Here is a 2,333-nt window from a genome sequence, read left to right as displayed (position 1 = left end):
TTAGAGAACTGCTTTCGGGTAGGAACCCAGCACTTTGAGTGCCACCGCTTCGTGACTGATCTTTTCCAGCACACTTTTGACCAGCGGGTCGCGGTGGTGGCCGACGAAGTCGATGAAGAACACGTAGGTCCACTTGCCACTGCGCGACGGACGAGTCTCGATTCGCGTCAGGTCGATGCCATTGTCGTGGAACGGCACCAGCAACTCGTGCAACGCACCCGGTTTGTTGCTCATGGAAACGATGATCGATGTCTTGTCGTCGCCAGTCGGCGGCACTTCCTGATTACCGATCATCAGGAAGCGCGTGGAGTTATCCGGGCGATCCTCGATCTTCTCGGCCAAATGGGTCAGCCCGTACAGGCCGGCCGCCATGTCGCCGGCAATCGCCGCCGAGTTCCACTCTCCCTTGACCCGCTTGGCCGCTTCAGCGTTGCTGGACACCGCCACACGCTCGACATTCGGGTAGTGGGCGTCCAGCCACTTGCGGCACTGGGCCAGGGACTGGGCGTGGGAGTAGATCCGGCTGATGCTGTCGGTCTTGGTGTTTTCACCGACCAACAGGTGATGGTGGATACGCAGTTCGACTTCGCCGCAGATCACCATGTCGTGCTCAAGGAAGCTGTCGAGGGTGTGATTGACCGCGCCTTCGGTGGAGTTTTCCACCGGCACCACGCCAAAATTCACCGCACCGGCCGCCACTTCACGGAACACTTCGTCGATCGCCGCCATCGGCTTGCTGATCACGGCGTGACCGAAATGCTTCATGGCCGCCGCCTGGGTGAAGGTACCTTCAGGGCCCAGATAAGCCACTTTCAGCGGCTGTTCGAGTGCCAGGCACGAAGACATGATTTCGCGGAACAACCGCGCCATCTCTTCGTTGCCCAGCGGCCCCTGGTTACGCTCCATGACACGCTTGAGCACCTGAGCTTCGCGCTCAGGACGATAGAACACCGGCACTTCGCCTTCGGCCAGCGAGGCCATCTTTACTCGCGCGACTTCCTGGGCGCAGCGCGCACGCTCACTGATCAGCTCCAGGACCTTTTCGTCCAGTGCATCAATGCGCAGGCGCAGTGCCTTGAGTTCTTGCTCAGACATTAGCCGTGTTCCTTCTCGAACTCTGCCATGTACGAAATCAGCGCATTGACGGCGTTGATGTCGACGGCGTTATAGATGGAGGCGCGCATGCCACCCACGGAACGGTGCCCCTTGAGGTTCAACAGGCCACGCTCATCGGCACCAGCCAGGAACGGCTTGTCCAGACGATCGTCCGCCAGGCGGAACGGCACGTTCATCCACGAGCGGTCCGACTTGTTGATCGGGTTGCTGTACAGGCCGCTGGCATCGATGAAGCTGTACAGCGTGCGCTGCTTGACTTCGTTGAGCTTGCCGATGGCCTCGACGCCGCCCTGCTCTTTCAGCCACTCGAACACCAGGCCGGACAGGTACCAGGCCAGGGTCGGCGGGGTGTTGTACATCGAACCGTTATCGGCCGCGACCTTGTAGTTGAGCATAGTCGGGCACAGGGAACGGGCGTGGCCCAGCAGGTCTTCGCGAACGATGTTCACCACGATGCCGCTCGGACCGATGTTTTTCTGGGCGCCAGCGTAGATCATGCCGAAACGCGAAACATCCACCGGACGCGACAGGATGTCCGAGGACATGTCGGCGACCAGCGGTACATCACCGGTTTCCGGAATCCATTGGAATTCCAGGCCGCCGATGGTTTCGTTCGGCGCGTAGTGGACGTAGGCCGCGTCTTTCGACAGCTTCCATTCGTTCTGGCCGGGAATGGCGAAATAGTCGTAAGGCTTGGCGGTGCCGGCAACGTTGACGTGGCCGTAGCGCGAAGCTTCTTCGATGGCTTTCTGCGACCAGATACCGGTGTCGATATAGTCGGCCGAGCCGTTTTCCGGCAACAGGTTCAGAGGAATCTGAGCAAATTGCTGGCTGGCGCCACCTTGCAGAAACAGCACTTTATAGTTCGAGGGGATATTCAGCAGATCACGCAGATCCTGCTCGGCCTTGGTGGCAATGGACACGAACTCATCGCTGCGATGGCTCATTTCCATGACCGACAGGCCCTTGCCGTGCCAGTCGAGGAGTTCACCCTGGGCGCGCTGCAGGACAGCTTCGGGAAGCGCCGCAGGACCGGCACAGAAGTTATAGGCTCTCTTGCTCACATCCAATCTCGCTCTGATTTGGTGGTATCACGCAGTAAATCGCATTATCAGCCGACACCGGGTCCCTGCTGAAACAGAGATTTGTGGGAGCGAGCCTGCTCGCGATTGCATCACCGCGATACTTCAGACGTAACGCGGCGCATGCATCGCGAG

2 protein-coding genes are annotated in these 2,333 nt (G+C 59.5%); both read right to left on the bottom strand.

Features of this window, described 5'->3' with window-relative positions; genetic code table 11:
• Complete coding sequence (gene pheA, locus ACXRVY_RS24815; protein ID WP_458238502.1) at positions 1–1,095, bottom strand: prephenate dehydratase; 1,095 nt, start codon at positions 1,093–1,095, stop codon at positions 1–3.
• Positions 1,095–2,180, bottom strand: a complete 1,086-nt coding sequence (serC, locus tag ACXRVY_RS24810) for a 3-phosphoserine/phosphohydroxythreonine transaminase (protein ID WP_223529931.1) — start codon at positions 2,178–2,180, stop codon at positions 1,095–1,097. Before serC ends, pheA begins: the two co-directional genes overlap by 1 nt.
• Positions 2,181–2,333 lie beyond the last annotated feature (153 nt).

The sequence above is a fragment of the Pseudomonas sp. P5_A2_2 genome, assembly GCF_054177685.1.
Note: the sequence above shows the minus strand (reverse complement) of the source record. Positions and strands in the feature narration are given on the sequence as shown.

What these genes read in the sequence shown, in the direction of transcription:
- pheA (WP_458238502.1), bottom strand. Translation starts at nt 1,095, where the DNA reads ATGTCTGAGCAAGAACTCAAGGCACTGCGCCTGCGCATTGATGCACTG.